Source organism: Bradyrhizobium sp. USDA 3315 (assembly GCF_054056795.1).
This window is the reverse complement of record NZ_JBSRYP010000001.1, coordinates 8,464,941-8,484,918: the sequence shown is the minus strand read 5'-3', so window position 1 is coordinate 8,484,918 and position 19,978 is coordinate 8,464,941. Positions and strand designations below refer to the sequence as shown.

Below are 19,978 nucleotides of genomic sequence, written 5' to 3'. Positions count from 1 at the left end.
GGGTCTTTCATTTTGGGGGCACCCTTGCATGACGGACTCGACGGTGCGCGGCACGATGGCGCCGACCGATCGCAACGGGATGGGCAAACGCGCGACGGCGGCGGTTTGCTGTGGATCTTTCCGCCGTGCGTTGCCCGGGAGCGGTGCGCATCGCCACCATGGCAAGTCGATGACTTGAAGGCAGTTCGCGCGAGAAACTCCGTAGTAGAGCGGACTTCTTCGATCGCCCGTTCGCGATTAAGAATTTAGTTAGACTTTATTTACCTTTTCCACAGAATATCGGCGTCACGTCCAGTTGATTCGGTTCGGTTGCGTCTGCGTCCGTTTCTTTTCCTGCGGGCAAGTTGAATGACACATCGGACCGACGTGGCCAGAGGCCAGGAGATCGTTGCACGCTGGTGCAACCTCGCCGAGCAAAGGCTGGAGCACCTTACCGAACTGTTCGATACCGGGCGCTGGCGGCGCTATCACAGCGAGCAGGCCTTTCTCGAGAACATCAGGGAAGCCCGCGCCGCGGTCGACATCTGGCGCGAATTGCTGTCGCGCGAAGCCTCGCTCGACAATTCGCCGATCGATCTGTCCTGGCTCGGCCGCGGCAGGTCGAAACTGCCGCCGCCCCACATCTCGCCGCCGCCCGAGCGCCGGCCGGAGGCTGCGGTCCTGGCCGAGGCGGCGATGAAGGCGGTCGCGGCCGCGCTGGAAACGGCGGCCGAGGTGCTGGAGCAGCCGCCCACGGTCGCCGACGCGCCGCCGCTGGAAATGCCCGCTCCGGCTGCGCCGCCGCCGGTGCTCGATCTCGACACCATCCAGCGGCGCTATCCGCTGCTGCGCAACGCGCTGTAGGCGACCGCTCTCGCTTATTTTTGAGCATGATCTCCGCGCAAGCGCGTTCCGCGTTTGTCGCGAGGAAAAACCGCTTCGCCCTTTTCCGGATCTAGCGCCGCACCGCGTTCGCGCCGACCACGAGCTGCGCATATTGCTGGGCGCCGCCTGCCGACAGATCCGGCGTGATCGGGCGGGAATGGTCGAGCCCGACCACCGCGCCGCGCGGGGTTTCCGAGATCATGTTGTTGTTGATCAGCGCGGTGCCGGCGCCCGGCACCACCGAGACACCGATGCCGACGAAGGCGTTGCGGACCACGTTGCCTGATATCGCGACATCGCGCAGGTACTTGCCCCAGCCGGCGACGATGCCGAAGGTCGGCGCGTTCTCGATTACATTGCCGGTCACGGTGCTGTCGGCCTCGACATAGATGCCGATGCCGGCACCGTCGTTCGGGTCGGTGCCTGCAGGGCGCTTCGGCAGCAGGTTGCGGATGATGTTGCCCTGGACCACAGCGATGCGGCCGCCCTCGTTGAAATTGCACACGGAGACGCCGATCGCGGCGCCGTCGACGGTGTTGTTGGCGATCACAGCGGCCTCGAACGAGAACTCCGAATAGAGCGCGACCTCGCGGACATTGCTGACGCTGTTGTTGGTGATGTGGATGTTGGAGGCCGAATTGCCGCGCACCGCCGAGAAGTCGCAGTTCTTGATGCGGTTGCCGCGCACGATCACATTGCCGGCGCGGAAGGCGTTGATGGCGTTGCCGTACTGTCCGGAGCCCCCGGGGCCGGCCTTGATGTCCTCGATGCGGTTGTCGGCGACGATCGAGCCGTCGTCGCCGATCGCGGTGCGCAGGATCTCGATGCCGTTGTCGTTGGTGCCCTTGATGGTGTTGCGCGACACCATCAGGCCGAGCGCGTCGAACGACACCAGCGCCGTGGTCGCGATCTCGGTGAAGAAATTGTTGCTGACGTCGCCCGACATCTGCTCGAACCAGACGCCGTTGCCGCCGCTGCCGGTGAACCGGCAATCGGTGATGCGGATGTCGCGGCCGGACAGGCAGTGCACGAGGCCGCGCCGGTTCGGCAGCGGCACGTTGCCGCCGTCGAAGGTGAGGCCCATCAGGACGACGCCGCCGGCGCCTTCGCCTTCCAGCAGCGAGGCGCCGCCGTTGAACACCAGCCGGCTGGCGCCGCGCACGCCGATCAGCTGGCTGCCGGGGGCAAGCCGCAACGGGCCGGTCCGGTAGACGCCGGGCGGGAACGCGAGCGGCACCTGCGCCCGCGCGGCGTCATCGATCGCGCGCTGCAGATTGCGGGTCTGGTCGTCGGGGCTGCCGGGATGCACGCCATATTGCGTGACGTCGCGGCCGAGCGAGCCGGTCGACGGCGCTGCGGCACGCACAGCGTCAGGCGACATCGCAAGCGCGCCGGCTGCGCCGGCGGCGGTTGCTCCGATCAGATGGCGGCGGTTGACGTCCATGGGCCTGGCCCTCGCAACATTCGCGAGCGGTGACGTTCGCGGGTCGAGTGGTAGCGCGAAAGGCGGCGCGGCATGGTGAACACGCCGACGCAGCGGGGCGATTGTTGGCGGTAGGGTTAATCGCGGGTGCAACCGATTCACGTGTCAAACAGGCGTTCCCCGGTGTCATCACGCGCGCATGCGCGGGCCCGACACCGGGGAGATGCGGGCCCACGGCTCCTTCCCAGGCGTCGTCCCGGCGAAGGCCGGGATCCATACGCCGCGGCTTGTGTTGTGAACGGGACTCGTCATTGCAGCGACGCTCAACAATGATCTTTCGTGGTTATGGGTCCCGGCCTTCGCCGGGACGACACTGAATGGCCGTTGCAGACCTCGTCATTCGATCCAATTTTAGCATTTGCCGGGGTCTACGGTTGACGCGTCTGGAGTATTGCTCGCCCGCTGGCTTGAGAGGAGAGACCGGTGTTTGACGTAGGAGACCTGGTTGTCTGCATCGACAATGGCCCGAAGAAAGGAGCCATTGGGCCGGTAGTGCCCATCCATCATCTGCTGCACAAGGGGCGCATCTACCGTGTCAATTTCATCGGGACGACCTGGACGGGGAGTCTGACCGTCGGGCTAGCGGGCGTCGCGCTACCTCCTCCGATGATTGGGTTCGAGCCTTACAGATTCCGCAAGATCGATCCTGCGGAGCCTGAGTTCATTGAAATGATGCGCAGCTTGCGTACGCGTGAGTTGGAGGATGCCAACTAGGGGCGTGTACTTACACCGCCCGATCCGCACGCTCACGCGCGCGAGGCCTGCCGGGTCAGTTTCACCAGCTCCATCAGCATGGCCTCGCCGGCATCGACGAGCGCTTCCAGCGTGATCGATGATTTGCCGGGTGCAGCCGTGCCGTCATGGGCGAGCGGCGGAACGTGGACGAATTGCGCGAGGCGCAAGTCATTGTCGTGGTTCACGGCCTCGATCGCGCGCCAGCTCAGATAGTTGCAGAGATAGCTGCCGGCGTCGCGCGAGGCTCGCGCGTCGATCCCGGTCGCCAGCGCGGCGCGCAGTAATTTTTCAGTATGAGGCCCGAACATGCGCGCATCGGCGCCGCCCTCAATCGATCCCTTGCGTGCATGCTGGCGGCCGGCGTCGGGGAAGCGCGTGGTCACCGCGTTGCGGGCACGGCTTTCGATCCGCAGATAGTCGGTGCGGCCGGCGAGGCCGAACATCAAGAGCGCCTGCGGGCGGTGTTGTGCGATCAGCTCCGGCAATTCGCGATCGACGGCCGCGTAGGTGACGTCGAAGATGTGGCTCGACAGCGCGACGTCGTCGAAGGCCGGGCGGCGCAGAGCGGTCAGCCGCTTCACCAACGGCATGGTCGTGTTGAACGGCGCACCCGGAAACAGCCCGAAGCCGGTGACGAGGATGCGCAACTTGCCGCTCAATGCAGCATCTCCGCGATCTGTTCGGCCGCGACCGCAGGCGAGATGCGGCCGCCGGCGACCTCGGCCTCCATCTTCTTCACCCTGGCGCGGATCGCGGCATCGCTGCGCAGCCGCGCCATCATCCGGCTCTCCAGCATCGACCACATCCACTTCACCTGCTGCTCCCTGCGGCGGCCAGCGAACTCGCCCGAGGCGTTCATCGCGGTACGGTGGTCGAGGATCTTCTGCCAGAGCCGGTCGAGCCCGGCGCCGGTCAGCGCGGAATAGGTCTCCACCGGCGGATGCCAGTGCTCGGAGCGCGGCGCCAGGATGTGCAGCGCGCTGCGATAGTCGGCGGCGGCGAGGTTGGCGCGCTTGAGGTTGTCGCCGTCGGCCTTGTTGATCGCGATCATGTCGGCGAGCTCGACAAGGCCTTTCTTGATGCCTTGCAGCTCGTCACCGGCGCCCGGCAGCATCAGCGCCAGGAAGAAGTCGGTCATGTCGCAGACCGCGGTCTCGGACTGGCCGATGCCGACGGTCTCGACCAGCACGACGTCGAAGCCGGCGGCCTCGCACAGCAGCATCGCCTCGCGGGTCTTCGCCGCGACGCCGCCGAGCGTGCCCGAGGAGGGCGAGGGGCGAATGAAGGCCTGGTCGGAGACGGCGAGCCGCGCCATCCGGGTCTTGTCGCCGAGGATCGAGCCGCCGGTGCGCGCCGAGGACGGATCGACCGCCAGCACTGCAACCTTGTGGCCGCGCTCGATCAAGAACATGCCGAGCGCATCGATGGTGGTCGATTTGCCGACGCCGGGCGAGCCGGTGATGCCGACCCGCACCGCCTTGCCGGTGTCGGGCAATAGCGCCTGCACCAGCTCGCGCGCCGCCGCCTGGTGGTCGCCGCGCCGGCTCTCGACCAGCGTGATCGCCCGCGCCAGCGCGGCGCGGTGGCCAGCACGGAGGTCCTTGGCGAGGGCGCTGATGTCGGGAGCGGCAGGCTTCGGTGAGGTCATGGTGTTGGTTTACAACGGCTGGCCATGGCAGGCGAGGGGAACGCGGATCGGCACGTCGCAGGGGCGCACTGCCAAAATGTCGAAAACAACCCCTTGCAAAGGAGCCGGCGGCTGGCAGCCGGCGTGCGACAAGGCTACTTGACACGTCGGGCAACTCAGCGGCATTCTTCCATTATCCAGAAATCGTGCAGACACCCGTAGCCCGGGTGAGCCAACGGGTCGCGCGAACGCGCGCCCGATGACAGGCTCCGCGATGTCAGGGGAAACCGGCCCACATATCGCTTCGCTCATGCGGGCTACGAACTATTGCTGCTCGTCCGCATCGCCCTTCGGCCGCGCGCCGGCGAAGATTTCTGCGCCATCCGGCGTCAGATAGGGCTTCAGCGTCTCCCACGGAACGAAGATGACATACTGGCCTTCGGCGTAGGGGCCGACGGCATAGGGCGGGTAGTGGAAGGTGAGGCCGGAACTCTTGCCTGACACGGTCGACGGCGCCAGCGTCACGGCGCCGATCTTGAGCAGGGTTGGCTTCAACTCCTTGTACCACTCGGCGGTTGCGGTCTCGCCGGCGCCGCGCCGCTTCCTCTCGGCGTTGAGCGCGCTGACGATGGCCTTGCGCATCGCCGTCAGAGTCGGGCCGTTGTCCGTCGTCTCGGTGAAGAAGGGACGGATGCTGATGCGCTTCTTCGCCGTGGTGTCCCACAGGATGGTGTTGACGTCGGAGTTCGGATGCGCGCCGTGGGTGTCCATGTAGTCGCGCAGCACGCTCACATAGCGGCCGTCGACGACGGAGCGCTCGGAGTATTTGCGTTCGAACGAGTAGCCGCCGCGATCTTTGAAAAGCTCAGGCCCCTGCTTGCGGTCGGCCGCAGCCGCGGCGGCATTCTTCTCGATCTACTTCTTGCCTTCCGCGAGGCAGCCGGCTGCCAGCGCGCTGTCTGCCTTGATCTTGTCGTCGAGATAGACGTTGGCCTCGATGCTTGCGTTCCTGATCGTGGCATCAGGCTTGGGGTCTGCGGCGATGGCGAGGGAAATGAAGACGAAGCCCGATATCAGGGCAACGGCCCACTTCACGATGATAGTCAATGCTTCGATTCCCTGGCGAGTTGATCGACGAACGCCTTCAATGGCAACAGATCATCCTCAATCATGATCCAGAACAAGCCAGCGTCGGTCCGATGATAGGCATGGCGCAACTGCTTCGCTGATCATCTCAAGCAGCCGCTCCACGGCCAGCCGCATCACCAGATTGCTGGCGAAGCTCTCGCGGGTTTGCCCGGCCGTTATGTCCCGAATGCTATCGATCGCTGCGGCAATGTGGCCTATGCGGTCTGCAACGGTTGGCTGCACGTCAGAACACTTCGAGAATATCGTCGGCAATTCGTTGTGCCAGGCGAGGAGGAAGGGATCGCTTCATCGTTGCTTGCGCCTGCAAGCCCGTCGCGTCTTCAATGATATGCTCGACGCCGATCAGGTTGAGTAGCGAAAACGAGGCATCGGGCTCGACTTCAACCAGCACATCGACGTCACTGTCGGGCCGATAGTCGCCGCGCACGCGCGATCCAAAGATCGCAAGCTTCGACACGCCCTCTGCCTTGATGGCATCAGCATTCTCTCGTATCGCTGCCACGATCTCTTCGCGTGTCATGGTTTGGGACCTTGCAATCCCGCTAATCTATCATCTACTCCGCCGCCGCGCTATGGCCGAGCCGGGCGTTGAGCTTGTGGATCAGCTCCTCGGCGGCATCCGAGATCACCGTGCCCGGCGGGAAGATCGCCTCGGCGCCGGCGGCATGGAGCGCGTCGTAATCCTGCGGCGGCACCACGCCGCCGATGATGATCATGATGTCGTCGCGGCCGTGTTTCTTCAGCGCGGCCTTCAATTCGGGCACCGCGGTGAGATGCGCCGCGGCAAGCGAGGAGACGCCGAGAATGTGGACGTCGTTCTCGACCGCCTGACGGGCGGCTTCATCGGCGGTTGCGAACAGCGGTCCGATATCGACGTCGAAGCCGACATCGGCGAAGGCCGACGCGATCACCTTCTGGCCGCGGTCATGGCCGTCCTGGCCGATTTTCGCCACCAGGATGCGCGGGCGGCGGCCCTCGGCCTCCTCGAACGCATCGATCAGGGCCTGCACTTTTTCGACCTTGTTGGACATCGCCGCTGCCTCTCGCTTGTAGACGCCGGTGATGGACTTGATCTCGGCGCGGTGGCGGCCGAACACCTTTTCCATGGCGTCCGAAATTTCGCCGACGGTGGCTTTGGCGCGAGCGGCGTCGATCGCCAGCGCCAGCAAATTGCCGTTGCCTTCGCCCGCCGAGCGGGTAAGCGCGGCGAGCGCCGCATCGACGTCCTTCTGGTTGCGCTCCTTCTTGAGCCGCGCCAGCTTGTCGATCTGCAGCCGACGCACGGTGGAGTTCTCCACCTTCAAGACGTCGATCGGCTTCTCGTTCTCGGGCTTGAACTTGTTGACGCCGATCACCGCCTGGCGGCCGGCATCGATCCGCGCCTGGGTCTTGGCGGAGGCTTCCTCGATCCTGAGCTTCGGCACGCCGGCCTCGATCGCCTTGGCCATGCCGCCGAGTGCCTCGACCTCCTGGATGTGCCCCCAGGCCTTCTGCGCGAGATCGCGGGTCAGCCGCTCGACATAATAGGAGCCGCCCCAGGGATCGATGATGCGGTTGGTGCCGCTCTCCTGCTGCAGGAACAATTGGGTGTTGCGGGCGATGCGCGCCGAGAAGTCGGTCGGCAGCGCCAGGGCCTCGTCGAGCGCGTTGGTGTGCAGCGACTGGGTGTGGCCTTGGGTTGCCGCCATCGCCTCGATCGTGGTGCGCATCACGTTGTTGAACACGTCTTGGGCGGTCAGCGACCAGCCCGAGGTCTGGCAATGGGTGCGCAGCGACAGCGAGCGCGGATCCTTCGGATTGAACTGCTTGAGCAGCTTGGCCCACAACAGCCGCGCGGCGCGCATCTTGGCGACTTCCATGAAGAAGTTCATGCCGATCGCCCAGAAGAAAGAGAGGCGAGGGGCAAAACGATCGACGTCGAGGCCCGCGGCAAGCCCGGCGCGCAGATATTCGACGCCGTCGGCCAGCGTATAGGCGAGCTCGAGGTCCTGCGTCGCGCCGGCCTCCTGCATGTGGTAGCCGGAAATGGAAATGGAATTGTATTTCGGCATCCGCTGCGAGGTGTAGGCGAAGATGTCGGAGATGATCCGCATCGAGGGCGCCGGCGGATAGATGTAGGTGTTGCGCACCATGAACTCTTTCAGAATGTCGTTCTGAATGGTGCCCGACAGTTTCTCCGGCGGCACGCCCTGTTCCTCGGCGGCCGCGACGAACAGCGCGAGGATCGGCAGCACCGCGCCGTTCATGGTCATCGACACGCTCATCTGGTCGAGCGGGATGCCGGCAAACAGCGTGCGCATGTCGTAGATGGAATCGATCGCGACGCCGGCCATGCCGACGTCGCCGGAGACGCGGGGATGATCGCTGTCATAGCCGCGGTGGGTGGCGAGGTCGAACGCGACCGAGAGGCCCTTCTGCCCCGCGGCGAGGTTGCGGCGATAGAATGCGTTGGAATCCTCCGCCGTGGAGAAGCCGGCATATTGCCGGATGGTCCAGGGCTGGTTGACATACATGGTCGGGTAGGGGCCGCGCAGATAGGGCGCGATGCCCGGCCAGGTCTCGAGGAAGTCGATGCCTTCGAGATCGGCCTCGCCGTAGACGGACTTCACCGGGATGCCCTCGGGCGTCAGCCACGGCTCGGCGCTCGCAACCGGGGCCGTACTGGCCACGGGCTGGAAGGCGACATCGGCGAAATTGGGAATGCGGGTCATTCCTGGGCTTCCTCAAACTGGCGATTGCGTTCGATCAATCGCTGTAGCTTCTAACTCAATCATGATCCGGATGCTGATGGCTGACGATCGTCGCCATCTTGTCCGGTCCGTAATTCTGCATCGTGGTCTGGCTCGGCAGGTTGGCAATGCCGACCACCCAGCCGTGGCGGGACTCGGTTCCGAATTGCTGCGTCGGTATCACCCGGTCGGGCCGGTCGAAGGCGCCGGTCATGATCTCGATCCGCGGGCCGTCGATACGGCGGAAGCTCAGGGGTGTTCCGCAGGCCGCGCAGAAGTCGCGCTCGGCGATCGAGGAGGACCTGAACGCGGCGGGCTTGCCGCGGGTCCATTTGAAGTCGTTGCGATCGATGTCGGCGAAGGAGGCAAATGGCGCCCCGGACGCTTTCTGGCACATCCGGCAGTGGCAGATGCTGATCCGGGTCGGTGCCGCCGAGACGGCAAATCGGACGGCGCCGCACTGGCAGCCGCCGGTCAGAACGGGTGTCGATGGTGCCTCTGCGCTCATGTCTGCTCCATCTGCCGATAGGCGTCGCGCAATGTCGCCAGCGCATCACCGCCGGCGAAGACGAACTCGCCGATGCCGGCCGCCCGCAGCGCCGCTTCCTGGTCGCCGGGCCGCCCTGCCAGATAGATATGCCTTGCACCGGCGCCTTGAAGGGCCCTGGCGGCCTCAACGGCGCTGGCGGCATAGACCTTATCCGAGGAACAAATGCACGCCATCGCGGCGCCCGAGGCCTTGTAGGCCGCGGCCAGCGCCGCCGCGTCGGCAAAGCCCTCGCTGTCGATGGCCTCGATCCCGCCGGTTTCGAAGAAACTCTTGGCAAAGGTCGCGCGGGCCGTGAAGTCCGCGGCGGTGCCGAGATTGGCCAGGAATATCTTCGGCCGTGCGCCATGCGCCTTCAGCGCGGCATCCGACTTGTCGCGCAGCGCCTCGAACGGTTCGGCAAGCCGCGTCGGCGCGAGGGCGTCGAATTTCACCTTGGCGCCGGCGAGGGACGCCAACGCTGATGGTTTCACATCCAGCACCGCGGGGGCTGCCTCGCGCAGATCCGGAAATTCGCTGGCGCCGGTCAGCACGTCGCGGCGCTTCGCCACATTGGTCTCGCGCAGCAATCGCGTCGCGGCGACCTTGTTTTGCAGCAGCCCCTGCTCGAGCGCGGCGAAGATGCCGCCGGCCTTCTCGATCTCCTGGAACAGCGTCCATGCCGCCTCGCAGAGCTGCGAGGTCAGCGTCTCGATGCCGCCGGCGCCGGCCGCGGGATCGGACACCTTTGCCAGGTTGGATTCATCGAGCAGCACGAGTTGCGTGTTGCGCGCCACGCGCCGGGCGAAGTCGTCGGGCAGGCCGAGCGCCAGCGTGTGCGGCAGCACCGTGATCGCATTGGCGCCGCCGAGCCCGGCCGCAAAGGTCGCGATCGTCGCACGTAGCATGTTCACATTGGGATCGCGCTGGGTCAGCATCCGCCAGGCGGTTTGCGCGTTGACGAAGATCGGCTTCGGCGCAAGCCCGCAGGCCTCTTCGATCCTTGCCCAGAGGCGGCGCAGCGCGCGGAATTTCGCCATGGTCAGGAACTGGTCGGCATCGGCGCTGAGGCGGAACGAGATGCCCGCGCGCGCCGCATCGAGATCGATGCCGGCGCCTTCCAGCATGCGCAAATAGGCGAGGCCCAGCGCGAGCGTGAACGCGAGTTCCTGCACCTCGGAGCCGCCGGCATCATGGACCGGCCGGCCGTCGGCCAGCACGAACGGCCCCTTGAAGCCGCGCTTGATCAGGCCATTGGCGACCTGGCCGAACGACTTTGCGTAGTCGGCCCAGCTGGCTGCCGCAGCACCGCGCACGGCAATCGTGCTGAGTGCCTGGTAGTTGAAATGCAGGTCGAGCTTGGCCGGGTCGAGCTTGCGGGCCTCGACCATGTCGGCAAAGGTCTCGCCGGCGTTCTCGCGGCCGATCACCGGGTTGAGCGCGATCATGATGCCGGCATCGAGATGGACGCCGCCGCAGGCGCGCGCCAGCGTCTTCTTGCCGGCATCGGCAAGACCGAAGCCGCGCGCGCCGGGACCGCCAGCGAACTCGAATTCGAGGCCAGTCGCGCCGTTCTCGAGATCCTGCAGCGCTTGCGCATTGGCCTGTGCGGCATCGGGATGATCGACCCGTTGCAGGATCTGCCAGGGCGCAGCCGCGGCGCGGCCGGCAAGCGGGCTTGAATTGGTGGCGCGGCGGTAGATCGGATCGATCTTCAGGCCGTCATAGGTCTTGCCGACCAGCTTCTCGAACGGGGCACCCTTCAGCACGCCGTTGACCAGCTTGCGCCAGTCGTCATAGGTCGCAGGTCGAAAATCCGAAGCCAGAGCCAAATCGTCAGTCGAGGTCGTCATCCGCCCAAATCGTCCTTCACCGGCCCCGCGAGGGGCCCCTTGATTTGGCCGGAAATTGCCACGGGCGGGCGGCCAAGCCAAACGGTTGTTTGCGATGGTTTGGCTTTAATCGAGGTCCGCTAGACGGAAAATACCGTCTGTAGAGACCTTCGCCAGCGCATCGGCGACGCGGCGCCCGGCGATGACGCGGTCGGGAACGATTTCGGCGAGCGGCACCAGCACGAAAGCGCGCTCGAACAAACGCGGGTGCGGCAGCGTCAGTTCCGGCCTGTTCAGTGTGACGTCGTCATAGGCGATCAGGTCGAGGTCGAGGGTGCGTGGCCCCCAGCGCTGCTCATTGGCGCGGTCGCGGCCGAATTTGGCTTCGATCTTGTGCAGCGTGAACAGCAGCGCGTGCGGATCGAGACTGGTCTCGATCTCGATGCAGGCGTTGATGAAGCTGTGCTGCTGCTGCTCGCCCCAGGGCGGCGTCGAATAATCCGACGAGCGTGCGATAAGCGCGGCCTGGGTCATGCCGCAGATATTGGCGATCGCCTTGCGAAACGTGGTGCGGACGTCGCCGACATTGCCGCCGAGGGCGATCAGGACGTCAGCCATCTGCGTTCAACCCTGGGGCGGTTGATGGCGCGAGCGGGTCAGCACCACGCCGACATCGTCGAAGATCGCGGCGATCGGCGCGTGCGGCTTGTGCACCGTGACCTTGACCGCCCGGATGCGCGGGAAGCTCGCCAGGATGTCCTCGGCCACCGCACCGGCGGCGCGCTCCAGCAGCTTGTAGTTGGTGTTCTTGAATGCCGATGTCGCGGTCGCCACCACGTTGGAATAGGAGACGGTGTCGGAGAGGCGATCGGTGCGCGAGGATTCCGAGAGGTCGGTATAGAGCTCGAGATCGATGACGAAGCGCTGCCCGACTTCGGTCTCATGTTCCATCACGCCATGACGGGCATGGATGACGATCCCGGTGATGAAGATCGTGTCGGTCATTGTTGTCCCTCGATTGCTGCGGCCACGCGCAGCGCCTGAACGGTTTCGGCGACGTCATGCGCGCGGATGATGCGGGCGCCATTCTGCGCGGCGATCAGATGCGCCGCGATCGAGCCGCCGATCCGCTGTTGCGGCTCCGACGGCACGACCGTGCTGATGAAGCGCTTGCGCGAGGCTCCGACCAGCAGCGGCAGTCGGAACGCGTCGAGCTCGGAGAGCCGTGCCAGCGCGGTCATGCTCTGCTCAGGGGTCTTGCCGAAGCCGATGCCGGGATCGAGCACGATCCGATCGGGCGAAATGCCGGCGCTTGCGGCGATCGCGAGCGAGCGCTCGAAGAAGGCGGCGATGTCCTGCATGATGTCGATCGCCGGATCGGCCTGCTCGCGATTGTGCATGATGATCACGGGCACGCCGCGTGCGGCGACCAGCGGCGCCATGCCGGCATCGCGCTGCAGGCCCCAGACGTCATTGGCGATGACAGCGCCGTGGTCGAGCGCCCAGGCCACGATCTCCGATTTCATGCTGTCGATCGAGACCGGCACGCCAAGCGCGATCACGTCGGCCAGCACCGGTTTAAGCCGCGCCATCTCGGCCTCGGCGGTGACCGGCTGCGAGCCGTAGGGACGGGTGGATTCCGCGCCGATGTCGATGATATCGGCGCCCTCGGCGACCAGCTTGCGGGCCTGTGCCAGCGCCTCTTCGGGTGCGGCGAACTGGCCGCCGTCGGAGAACGAGTCCGGCGTCACGTTCAGGATGCCCATCACGGCCGGATAGGGCCGCGACAACAGCGCCGGCAGCACCGCCGATACGGCCGGGCCGGTCACCGTCGATGCTATAGGCTTGTTCGCCACCATGCGGTGGCTTTGCGCTGACCGCGGCGGCAAGTCAAGGTGTGGCGATGATGGGTGACGCGGCCGGCGGCCGAATGCCGTTAAGACAGGCTAATAGGTGATCTTGGGAGCCAGCTTGCGTGCCTCTTCGATCAGCAACTCGACCGACTTCTCCGACGGCATCACGCGGACGAGCTTACGCCGCACATTGGCGTCCTTCATGCTCTGCGCGAGCCGCGACGGGTTGCGGTGCGCGAGCTCACGCACGGTGGTGACGCCGGCGGCGCGGACCAGGCCGACCTTCGCCTTGCCCATGCCGGGAATCCGCATGTAGTCGGAGATGTTGGCCCATTCGAGCAATTGTTGTTCGCTGATCCCGGTCTTGGCGGCGAGCGCCTTGCGTCCCTTGACGGTGCGGGCGGCTTCAAGCAGTGCGTCGGTCGTGCGGATACCCTGCGATTTCAGTTTGGTGGCGCAATAGGCGGACAGGCCTTCGATCTCGGAGAGGGGGTATGTCATGATACTCGTATGCAGGTAGAAGGGAGCGCACGTGCAATGGCGTTTGGGAAAATGCTTCAGGCAAACTGGCTGAGGCCCGGTGTCCCCGAGATGATCTCGCCCATTTGATCCGCTCCGATTTTGTCGCGGCCGAACCTGAAAAGTTCACGCGCGACGTTCTGAATCTCACTCATGCTCAATCCAAGCGCCATCAGCCGGGTGCCGACAGCCATCAGACCGCCACCCATCAACCGCGATAGACCACCGCTGTTGTTGGAGGCGGCGATTGCCGCTTCGGCGCCGGGGATTTGGTCGATCAGAGCCTGAACTTTGTCGGAAGGTCCCTCGTTACGGAGGAAACCCAGAACGATGCCGATGGTTTTTTCAGCGACAGCACCGTCGATGCCGGCCTTCGCGGCCAGCTGCCCAACCAATTCGTCCATATTGCCCCGCCTCAACCGGTTTTTGCCGGATCATTCTTGAAGATTTATCTTGAGCGCCTGTGTCACGAAATACAAGCGATCCGCGCATTTCAGTTCATTTTCTTTTTCGATCGCGTCGGGAGTGTTGCACCTCTGCAAGATTGAGCGGCGGATTCACACCATCTTGTCGCAATGCGCAATGCCTTTCGTCACTTGGCCGGGAATAAAGTATGAGGAACTGGTGGAGCGACAATATACATCAGTGCGCGCCGATGGTTTCAATCGACCTGCAAGATGCAATATGATGTCATCGGTTCGAATGGATCGAGCCGATTTAAAATCGCGTTAAGAGGCGAAGCGATGGCGACGTCCGACACCAAGTTGGCCGACACCGATGAGAAGATCTTTATCGGCAAGGGCGAGGAAACAGCCTGGCTGACGCTTGCGCTGGCCAACCGCCACGGCCTTGTGACCGGTGCGACCGGAACCGGCAAGACCGTCACGCTGCAGGTCATGGCTGAAGGATTTGCGCGCGCCGGCGTTCCGGTTTTCGCAGCCGACATCAAGGGCGATCTTTCCGGTATCTCCGAAGTCGGCGAGGCCAAGGACTTTATCCTGAAGCGCGCCAAGGAGATGGGCCTGACCTTCCAGCCGGATCAGTTCTCGACCGTATTCTGGGACGTGTTCGGCGAGCAGGGCCATCCGGTGCGCGCCACCGTCACCGAGATGGGACCGCTGTTGCTCTCGCGGATGCTCGATCTGAACGACGTGCAGGAGGGCGTGCTCAATGTTGCCTTCCGTGTCGCCGATGAGAACGGCCTCACGTTGATCGACATGAAGGACCTGCGAGCGCTGCTGGATGCGATCGCCCCGGACGGCAGCAAGAAGGCTGCCGAGGACGAGGAAGATCCGCTGGCGCCGATCCGTAAGGCCGCGCAAGGCTACGGCAATGTATCCAAGGCGACCGTCGGAACGATCCAGCGTCAGCTCCTGGTGCTCGAGAACCAGGGCGGCGCCAAGTTCTTCGGCGAGCCGGCGCTGACGCTGAAGGATTTCATGCGCACCGACCGCGACGGCCGCGGCATCGTCAATATCCTGGTCGCCGACAAGCTGATGCAGAGCCCGCGGCTTTACGCCACCTTCCTGCTCTGGATGCTTTCGGAATTGTTCGAGGAATTGCCGGAGGCCGGCGACCTGCCGAAGCCGAAGCTGGTGTTCTTCTTCGACGAGGCGCATCTCTTGTTCACCGACGCGCCGAAGGCGCTGATGGACAAGATCGAGCAGGTGGTGCGGCTGATCCGCTCCAAGGGCGTCGGCGTCTATTTCGTCACCCAGAATCCGATCGACGTGCCGGACAAGGTGCTGGCGCAGCTCGGCAACCGCGTGCAGCACGCGCTGCGCGCCTTCACGCCGCGCGACCAGAAGGCGGTTGCCGCGGCCGCACAGACCTTCCGGCCCAATCCGAAGCTCGACACCGCGCGGGCGATCATGGAGCTCGGCAAGGGCGAGGCGCTGGTGTCGTTCCTCGAGGGCGGCGGCACGCCGTCGATGGTCGAGCGCGTCATGGTGCGCCCGCCGTCGGCGCGGATCGGGCCGATCACGCCGGAGGAGCGCAAGGCGATCATGGATGCGAGCCCGGTCAAGGGCAAATACGACACCGCGGTCGACGCCGAATCCGCCTACGAGATCATCCAGAAGCGGCTCGCCGGAACGGCGGCGCCGGCGGACGGCAGCGCTGCTGGCGGCGAGGGGGGCGGCATCCTCGGCCAGATCGGTTCGATCGCGTCCACGATCTTCGGCACCAACGTCAAGCGCGGCCGCATGTCGACCGGACAGGTGATCGCGCGCAGCGTCACGCGCTCGGTGACCGACAAGGTGATCGGTGGCGTGGCCGCCGATCTCGGCAAATCGCTCGGCGGTTCGGTTGGCGGCTCGATCGGCCGGGCGCTGGTGCGCGGCGCGCTCGGTGGATTGCTGCGCCGATAGCATAGCGCCGGTCGGCTGAAGCGGGAGACCGGCTTTGCCTCCCGCGGCGGGCGCGCTACAACCTGGCGCAACGTCCAACAAAAAGGATATCCGCGATGTCCAACGCCAAGCTGCAGCCCGTCCTCGACCGTATCGACGCCGATTTCGACAACAGTCTCGAGCGGCTGTTCACGCTGCTGCGGATCAAATCGATCTCGGCCGATCCGGCCTTCGCTGATGACTGCAAGGCGGCTGCCGATCATCTCGCCAACGATATCGCGACAGTCGGCTTCAAGACCGAAGTGCGGCCGACTGCCGGCCATCCGGCCGTGGTCGGCAAGCTGAACGGCTCGACCGACGGACGCCCGCACGTGCTGTTCTACGGCCACTACGACGTGCAGCCGGTCGATCCCTTGAATCTCTGGCACCGTCCGCCGTTCGAGCCTGTCGTGACCGACCATGCCGACGGGCGCAAGATCATCGTCGCGCGCGGCGCCGAGGACGACAAGGGACAGTTGATGACCTTCGTCGAGGCGTGCCGTGCCTGGAAGACGGTGACGGGATCGCTGCCGGTCGACATCACGATCGTCATCGAGGGTGAAGAGGAGATCGGTTCGAAGAATTTCGTGCCGTTCCTCGAGGCGAACAAGGACGACCTCAAGGCCGACTTCGCGCTGGTCTGCGACACCGGCATGTGGGACCCGAATACGCCGGCGATCACCACCTCGTTGCGCGGCCTGGTCTATGACGAGGTCAAGATCAAGGCCGCCAATCGCGACCTGCATTCCGGCGTGTTCGGCGGCGGCGCGCAGAACCCGATCCGCGTACTGACGCGGATCCTCGGCGGCCTGCATGACGAGAATGGCCACATCACCATCCCGGGTTTCTATGACGGCGTGAAGGATTTGCCGCCGGATATTCTGGCCCAGTGGAAGCAGCTCAATCTGACGCCGGAGAGCTTCCTCAAGCCGATCGGCCTCTCGGTGCCCGCCGGCGAAAAGGACCGGCTCCTGATCGAGCAGGTCTCCTCGCGCCCGACCTGCGACATCAACGGCATCGTCGGCGGCTATACCGGCGAGGGCTCCAAGACGGTGATCGCGGCCGAGGCGTCGGCGAAGGTCTCGTTCCGGCTGGTCGAGGGACAGGATCCCGAGAAGATCCGAAAGGCGTTCCGCGACTATGTGAAGGCGCGCCTGCCGGCCGACTGCAAGGCCGAGTTCACCGACCATTCCAGCGCGCCGGCGATCGCGCTCGACTGGAACATGAAGCCACTGGCAGCCGCGCGCCGCGCGCTGACCGACGAATGGGGCAAGGAGGCGCTGCTGATCGGCTCCGGCGCCTCGATCCCGATCGTTGCCGATTTCAAGCACACGCTCGGCCTCGACAGCGTGCTGATCGGCTTCGGACTCGACGACGACAACATCCATTCGCCGAACGAGAAGTACGACCTCAAGAGCTACCACAAGGGCATCCGCTCCTGGGCGCGGATCCTGGCGGCGTTCGGCGACGCCAAATAGCGCAAGGGTAATTCACGTAAAAACGCCGCCCGGAATTGGGCGGCGTTTTGATTCGGTAGTGCAGAGGGTGTTGGCCGATAGCCTACCCGAAGATTGTGAAATTTCAATCACGGTAGCCGGGATTGACTCGGTCGAGCTTGCGCAGCAGCGGCGGCCAGACCAGCTGGGTCGAGCGCAGCTCGGCGCGGTCCGGGTTGGAGAGCAGCTCAGTGTTCTTGTCGATCGCATGCTGGTCGACCGGATAGGCGATCGGTCCGAGCGCGCGGGTCGCCACCTGCATCGAGCAGGCGCGCTCCAGATGGTACATCCGCTCGAACGCGGATGCGACCGAGCGGCCGACCGTCAGGGTGCCGTGATTGCGCAGCAGCATGTGGTTCTTGCTGCCGAGATCGCGCTGCAGGCGCGGGCGCTCGTCATGATCGAGCGCGATGCCTTCATAGTCGTGATAGGCGAGGTCGTGGGTGACGAGCTGCGCGGTCTGGTTCAGCGGCAGCAGCCCGTCGGGGCCGCTCGACACCGCGGTGCCGTCGACGGTGTGCAGATGGAGCACGCAGCCGGCGTCCTCGCGCACCTCGTGGATCGCCGAATGGATGGTGAAGCCGGCCGGGTTGATGCTGTAGTCGCTCTTCGAAAGCTGGTTGCCGTCGAGGTCAACCTTGACGAGGCTCGACGCGGTGATCTCGTCGAACATCAGCCCGTAGGGGTTGATCAGGAAGTGATGCTCGGGCCCCGGCACGCGCGCGGAGATGTGGGTATCGACCAGATCGTCCCAGCCATAGAGCGCGACCAGCCGGTAGCAGGCAGCAAGATTGATCCGCTGCTCCCATTCCGCCGCACTCATATCCGACGGCACTTCCTTCAGGCGCGCTTCCGCTGGCGACATGGCCGATTGCTCCATTGATGGCGTTATTGCTTGGTCCAAGCGTAGCGCCGCCGCCGGACCGCAGCAAGGCAGGGTAACGGCGTGACAGTCATGTCGGCATGCGGCCCACGATCGGAACGGCAATCGTCAGTGGGCAGCGTGATGCGTTACGGCGCTGGGATCGCCAGCAGGCTCGAGATGCTGCGGCCGCGGATGTCGTAGACGCGGGCGAACACGACGTCGTCGCGCTTGATCTCGACCATGACCGGCGCGGCCAGCCCCTTGCAGTAGAATTCGCCGAGTGTCATCGCGAAGTCGGCGGCATTGCTGTCCCATCCGATCGTGAAATCAGGGCCGAGCGCGACCTGCGCGGGGCGCTGCGGTCCGCACACCGCGACCTTCCACTTGCGGTTCTGCGGCGGCACTTCCTGCCGCTCCGCCAGCTGCTCGCGCAGCCCGTCGGATGCCTGCTTCAGCGCCAGGCCCCAATAGTCCAGCATGAAGAAGTTGTCCGCGGTACGCACCGTGCCGGCGATGTGGTTGAAGTGCGTGTACTGATACGGATGCAGGCGGATCATTTCGCTGAGCGGCAGCAAGAGGCCGAACGCGAACATGGCGAGCGCCGCGGGCTGCCAGGCCCGGCGGTTCTCGCCGAGCCAGTCCATGCCGCGCGCGAATGCGACGCCGGCCAGCACCGTCATCGGCGGAATCACGAAGATGAAGTGGCGGATGCCGTTATAGAGCGCCGGCCGCTTCACCATCGCGATCACCAGCGGCAGCGTCGCCGCCAGCGTCAGCATCAGCATGATCGACTTGCGCTTTGCGGTGACGTCGTAGCGCGACAGCGACATCAGGGTGATGACGACGGCGGCTGCCAGCAGCACCAGCAACACTTCGGGAAGCTGCAGCGCGAACAAGGTGGGCAGATAGGACCACGGCATGTCCGGCACCGACACCAGCGCGCCGTCGAACATCTCCTTCCACGGTTTCTCGAAGAAGTGCGAGAAATAGGTCACCGCTTCGAGCGGATGTCCGGGCTCCATGATCGACCACGGCCAGATCAGGCCCATCACGAGATAGCCCAGCACAAGTCCCGGCAGCAGCACATAGACGACATGGGCAAAGCGGTGGGTCGCCTCGCGCGGGCCCTGCTTGCGGAATTCCTCGATCAGGAGCGGGACGAAGCCGACCACGGCGTAGATCAATGCGAGCCCGCCAAGCACGCGGCAGCCGATCGACAGGCCGGCCCCCAGGCCGACGATCAGGATGGTGCGCGGCGAGGGCGCCGGATATTCCTCGATCAGGCGCACCAGGCCCATGATCAGGACCACCATCGCCACGGCGAACGGCGCATCCTTCGGATTCATGAACATGTGGCCGTAGAAGGTCGGGCACAGCGCCAGCAGCAGCAGCGCCGCCAGTCCCGCCAGCGGGCCGCCGACGCGGCGTGCCAGGCGCCAGGTTACGGCAAGGCCGATGACGCCGACGATCGCGCCGAGCAGGCGGCGCGTCTCGAACAGTTCGAGCGGAATGATCTTGTGCAGCAGGGCCGCGGCCATGTCGAAGCCGCCGCCGTACATATACAGATTGGCAAACGACAGCGCGCCGGTGTCCTTGAACCCGGACTCGTACATGCGCAGCAGGAGGTCGGCATATTCAGCGTGGGTGTAATCGTCCCAGCCCAGACCGTAATCGCGGAACGTCAAGCCGGCGACCACGGCGACCACGCCGAGGACGAGGACAGCGAGATCGTCGCAGGTCTTCTCCACCGAGCGCCGCGCAGGCGCCTCGAGGGCAGACGTCGTAATCGATGACATAGCTAGTGATACCGGCGTGCCTGTGGCCCAGATTGGCGCTTTAGGGCCTCATTCCCCGGCATCCATAGCGCAGTTCCGTTTCCGAGTAATTGGTAATTGTGGCGTAATTTCCCAGAT

Annotated in this window: 19 protein-coding genes and 1 pseudogene; 4 read left to right on the top strand and 16 right to left on the bottom strand. The window is 65.0% G+C overall.

Going from position 1 to position 19,978, the window contains the following annotated elements:
* Positions 1 to 348: 348 nt before the first annotated feature.
* Positions 349 to 843 carry a TIGR03809 family protein gene (locus ACVIYL_RS39780; RefSeq protein ID WP_456781139.1) on the top strand — a complete coding sequence of 165 codons (495 nt, stop codon included), beginning with the start codon at positions 349 to 351 and terminating at the stop codon, positions 841 to 843.
* A 91-nt stretch (positions 844 to 934) separates the two neighbouring features.
* On the opposite strand, the gene ACVIYL_RS39775 is transcribed toward ACVIYL_RS39780, so the two are convergent.
* Positions 935 to 2,308: a TIGR03808 family TAT-translocated repetitive protein gene (locus tag ACVIYL_RS39775; RefSeq protein WP_456781138.1), complete on the bottom strand. Its 1,374-nt coding sequence runs from the start codon at positions 2,306 to 2,308 to the stop codon at positions 935 to 937.
* A 462-nt stretch (positions 2,309 to 2,770) separates the two neighbouring features.
* Between ACVIYL_RS39775 and ACVIYL_RS39770 the strand changes: the two genes are divergently transcribed.
* On the top strand, positions 2,771 to 3,061 hold the full coding sequence (locus ACVIYL_RS39770) for a hypothetical protein (RefSeq protein WP_057015652.1): 291 nt from the start codon (positions 2,771 to 2,773) through the stop codon (positions 3,059 to 3,061).
* 32 nt (positions 3,062 to 3,093) lie between these two features.
* Here ACVIYL_RS39770 and ACVIYL_RS39765 read toward each other — a convergent pair whose 3' ends face one another.
* The 13 genes and pseudogenes from ACVIYL_RS39765 to ACVIYL_RS39705 all read right to left on the bottom strand — a co-directional run bounded on the left by ACVIYL_RS39765 (position 3,094) and on the right by ACVIYL_RS39705 (position 13,721).
* Positions 3,094 to 3,741, bottom strand: coding sequence for a pyroglutamyl-peptidase I family protein (locus tag ACVIYL_RS39765; RefSeq protein WP_456781137.1), 648 nt, complete (start codon positions 3,739 to 3,741; stop codon positions 3,094 to 3,096).
* Positions 3,738 to 4,730, bottom strand: a complete 993-nt coding sequence (meaB, locus tag ACVIYL_RS39760) for a methylmalonyl Co-A mutase-associated GTPase MeaB (RefSeq protein ID WP_310880742.1) — start codon at positions 4,728 to 4,730, stop codon at positions 3,738 to 3,740. Before meaB ends, ACVIYL_RS39765 begins: the two co-directional genes overlap by 4 nt.
* Positions 4,731 to 5,033: 303 nt before the next feature.
* Positions 5,034 to 5,816, bottom strand: a pseudogene (locus ACVIYL_RS39755) (RsiV family protein).
* A 57-nt stretch (positions 5,817 to 5,873) separates the two neighbouring features.
* Entirely contained in the window at positions 5,874 to 6,080 is a 207-nt protein-coding gene (locus tag ACVIYL_RS39750) for a HepT-like ribonuclease domain-containing protein (RefSeq protein ID WP_456781136.1), read from the bottom strand.
* Between the two features lies 1 nt (position 6,081).
* Positions 6,082 to 6,378 (bottom strand): nucleotidyltransferase family protein, encoded by a 297-nt coding sequence (locus tag ACVIYL_RS39745; RefSeq protein ID WP_028345360.1) that lies wholly within the window; start codon positions 6,376 to 6,378, stop codon positions 6,082 to 6,084.
* Between the two features lie 34 nt (positions 6,379 to 6,412).
* Positions 6,413 to 8,569 (bottom strand): methylmalonyl-CoA mutase, encoded by a 2,157-nt coding sequence (gene scpA / locus ACVIYL_RS39740; RefSeq protein WP_456781135.1) that lies wholly within the window; start codon positions 8,567 to 8,569, stop codon positions 6,413 to 6,415.
* A gap of 55 nt (positions 8,570 to 8,624) precedes the next feature.
* A complete protein-coding gene (locus ACVIYL_RS39735) occupies positions 8,625 to 9,095 on the bottom strand; it encodes a GFA family protein (RefSeq protein ID WP_028331649.1) in 471 nt (156 codons plus the stop codon).
* Positions 9,092 to 10,966 carry a methylmalonyl-CoA mutase family protein gene (locus ACVIYL_RS39730; protein WP_456781134.1) on the bottom strand — a complete coding sequence of 625 codons (1,875 nt, stop codon included), beginning with the start codon at positions 10,964 to 10,966 and terminating at the stop codon, positions 9,092 to 9,094. The genes ACVIYL_RS39735 and ACVIYL_RS39730 overlap by 4 nt, the downstream gene beginning before the upstream one ends.
* A gap of 105 nt (positions 10,967 to 11,071) precedes the next feature.
* Positions 11,072 to 11,563 carry a 2-amino-4-hydroxy-6-hydroxymethyldihydropteridine diphosphokinase gene (gene folK / locus ACVIYL_RS39725; protein WP_456781133.1) on the bottom strand — a complete coding sequence of 164 codons (492 nt, stop codon included), beginning with the start codon at positions 11,561 to 11,563 and terminating at the stop codon, positions 11,072 to 11,074.
* A 6-nt stretch (positions 11,564 to 11,569) separates the two neighbouring features.
* Positions 11,570 to 11,950 (bottom strand): dihydroneopterin aldolase, encoded by a 381-nt coding sequence (gene folB, locus ACVIYL_RS39720; protein ID WP_016842351.1) that lies wholly within the window; start codon positions 11,948 to 11,950, stop codon positions 11,570 to 11,572.
* Positions 11,947 to 12,804, bottom strand: a complete 858-nt coding sequence (folP, locus tag ACVIYL_RS39715; RefSeq protein ID WP_456781132.1) for a dihydropteroate synthase — start codon at positions 12,802 to 12,804, stop codon at positions 11,947 to 11,949. The genes folB and folP overlap by 4 nt, the downstream gene beginning before the upstream one ends.
* An 87-nt stretch (positions 12,805 to 12,891) precedes the next feature.
* The gene (locus tag ACVIYL_RS39710; protein ID WP_456781131.1) at positions 12,892 to 13,299 is read right to left on the bottom strand and encodes a DUF4332 domain-containing protein; all 408 of its coding nucleotides are present in this window, start codon (positions 13,297 to 13,299) and stop codon (positions 12,892 to 12,894) included.
* Positions 13,300 to 13,355: 56 nt separating this feature from the next.
* A complete protein-coding gene (locus tag ACVIYL_RS39705) occupies positions 13,356 to 13,721 on the bottom strand; it encodes a hypothetical protein (RefSeq protein WP_016841849.1) in 366 nt (121 codons plus the stop codon).
* A 339-nt stretch (positions 13,722 to 14,060) separates the two neighbouring features.
* Between ACVIYL_RS39705 and ACVIYL_RS39700 the strand changes: the two genes are divergently transcribed.
* Complete coding sequence (locus ACVIYL_RS39700) at positions 14,061 to 15,686, top strand: helicase HerA-like domain-containing protein (protein WP_456781130.1); 1,626 nt, start codon at positions 14,061 to 14,063, stop codon at positions 15,684 to 15,686.
* A 95-nt stretch (positions 15,687 to 15,781) separates the two neighbouring features.
* The gene (locus tag ACVIYL_RS39695; protein ID WP_456781129.1) at positions 15,782 to 17,182 is read left to right on the top strand and encodes a M20/M25/M40 family metallo-hydrolase; all 1,401 of its coding nucleotides are present in this window, start codon (positions 15,782 to 15,784) and stop codon (positions 17,180 to 17,182) included.
* Between the two features lie 103 nt (positions 17,183 to 17,285).
* Here ACVIYL_RS39695 and ACVIYL_RS39690 read toward each other — a convergent pair whose 3' ends face one another.
* Both ACVIYL_RS39690 and ACVIYL_RS39685 read right to left on the bottom strand, forming a co-directional pair.
* Positions 17,286 to 18,065 (bottom strand): class II aldolase/adducin family protein, encoded by a 780-nt coding sequence (locus ACVIYL_RS39690; RefSeq protein ID WP_028331642.1) that lies wholly within the window; start codon positions 18,063 to 18,065, stop codon positions 17,286 to 17,288.
* 146 nt (positions 18,066 to 18,211) lie between these two features.
* A complete protein-coding gene (locus tag ACVIYL_RS39685) occupies positions 18,212 to 19,861 on the bottom strand; it encodes a glycosyltransferase family 39 protein (protein ID WP_028331641.1) in 1,650 nt (549 codons plus the stop codon).
* Positions 19,862 to 19,978 lie beyond the last annotated feature (117 nt).

Bases quoted from the DNA above. Each gene is read 5' to 3' on its own strand.
- ACVIYL_RS39745 (WP_028345360.1), bottom strand. From the start codon at position 6,378: ATGACACGCGAAGAGATCGTGGCAGCGATACGAGAGAATGCTGATGCC.
- ACVIYL_RS39685 (WP_028331641.1), bottom strand. From the start codon at position 19,861: ATGTCATCGATTACGACGTCTGCCCTCGAGGCGCCTGCGCGGCGCTCG.
- folK (WP_456781133.1), bottom strand. From the start codon at position 11,563: ATGGCTGACGTCCTGATCGCCCTCGGCGGCAATGTCGGCGACGTCCGC.
- ACVIYL_RS39690 (WP_028331642.1), bottom strand. From the start codon at position 18,065: ATGTCGCCAGCGGAAGCGCGCCTGAAGGAAGTGCCGTCGGATATGAGT.
- meaB (WP_310880742.1), bottom strand. From the start codon at position 4,730: ATGACCTCACCGAAGCCTGCCGCTCCCGACATCAGCGCCCTCGCCAAG.
- ACVIYL_RS39735 (WP_028331649.1), bottom strand. From the start codon at position 9,095: ATGAGCGCAGAGGCACCATCGACACCCGTTCTGACCGGCGGCTGCCAG.
- ACVIYL_RS39695 (WP_456781129.1), top strand. From the start codon at position 15,782: ATGTCCAACGCCAAGCTGCAGCCCGTCCTCGACCGTATCGACGCCGAT.
- ACVIYL_RS39780 (WP_456781139.1), top strand. From the start codon at position 349: ATGACACATCGGACCGACGTGGCCAGAGGCCAGGAGATCGTTGCACGC.
- folP (WP_456781132.1), bottom strand. From the start codon at position 12,804: ATGGTGGCGAACAAGCCTATAGCATCGACGGTGACCGGCCCGGCCGTA.
- scpA (WP_456781135.1), bottom strand. From the start codon at position 8,569: ATGACCCGCATTCCCAATTTCGCCGATGTCGCCTTCCAGCCCGTGGCC.
- folB (WP_016842351.1), bottom strand. From the start codon at position 11,950: ATGACCGACACGATCTTCATCACCGGGATCGTCATCCATGCCCGTCAT.
- ACVIYL_RS39705 (WP_016841849.1), bottom strand. From the start codon at position 13,721: ATGGACGAATTGGTTGGGCAGCTGGCCGCGAAGGCCGGCATCGACGGT.
- ACVIYL_RS39700 (WP_456781130.1), top strand. From the start codon at position 14,061: ATGGCGACGTCCGACACCAAGTTGGCCGACACCGATGAGAAGATCTTT.
- ACVIYL_RS39775 (WP_456781138.1), bottom strand. From the start codon at position 2,308: ATGGACGTCAACCGCCGCCATCTGATCGGAGCAACCGCCGCCGGCGCA.
- ACVIYL_RS39730 (WP_456781134.1), bottom strand. From the start codon at position 10,966: ATGACGACCTCGACTGACGATTTGGCTCTGGCTTCGGATTTTCGACCT.
- ACVIYL_RS39710 (WP_456781131.1), bottom strand. From the start codon at position 13,299: ATGACATACCCCCTCTCCGAGATCGAAGGCCTGTCCGCCTATTGCGCC.